At 43.6% G+C, this 624-nt stretch carries 1 protein-coding gene; it reads left to right on the top strand.

The features are described 5' to 3' along the window. On the top strand, positions 1–350 hold a 350-nt coding region (locus AAGC65_RS21295), incomplete at its 5' end, for an Hsp70 family protein (protein WP_343114480.1). Positions 351–624 lie beyond the last annotated feature (274 nt).

Raw genomic sequence — 624 nt, 5'->3', positions numbered from 1 at the left:
AAAAAGCAAAAGAAGAAGTTGAAAAACTGAATTCTGCTGATGCCCTGATCTTCTCGACTGAAAAACAACTGAAAGAGTATGGTGACAAAATTTCTGCAGATAAAAAAGCTCCTATTGAAGCTGGTTTAACCAAGCTGAAAGAAGCTTACGCTGCTAAAGACTTTGACGCCATCGAAGCTGCTCAAACTGAACTGAACGCTGCATGGGCTACCGCATCTGAAGAGATGTACAAAGCTTCTGCCGAAGGTGGTCAGCCGGGTGCAGAAGGTGCTCCAGGCGCAGGTCCGCAAGATCATGGCGACACGGTTACCGATGTTGACTTTGAAGAAGTAAAAGACGATACAAAATAATAAGTGTTATTTTAATAGCAAAAGGCCCGGTCAGGATTTTCCTGAACCGGGTTTTTTGTTTTGGGTGAGGATTCTTGAATTTAACGAATGTGCGCGTGCTTGATCAGCAGGAGGCCCCTACGGAGCCAAGTGCACTTTTGTTAATTCTATAAACATGGTACTCCTCCGGAGTTTGGACAATTAAGCCCCATTGGGAATGCCAGTTATAGTTAGTTCTCTAAATATGGTTTCGAGAATTTTGGACAATTAAGCCCCATTGGGAATGCCCAGTTTA

The organism is Mucilaginibacter sp., assembly GCF_039207105.1.
Lineage (GTDB): Bacteria > Bacteroidota > Bacteroidia > Sphingobacteriales > Sphingobacteriaceae > Mucilaginibacter.
This window is presented reverse-complemented; position numbering and strand designations above follow the sequence as displayed.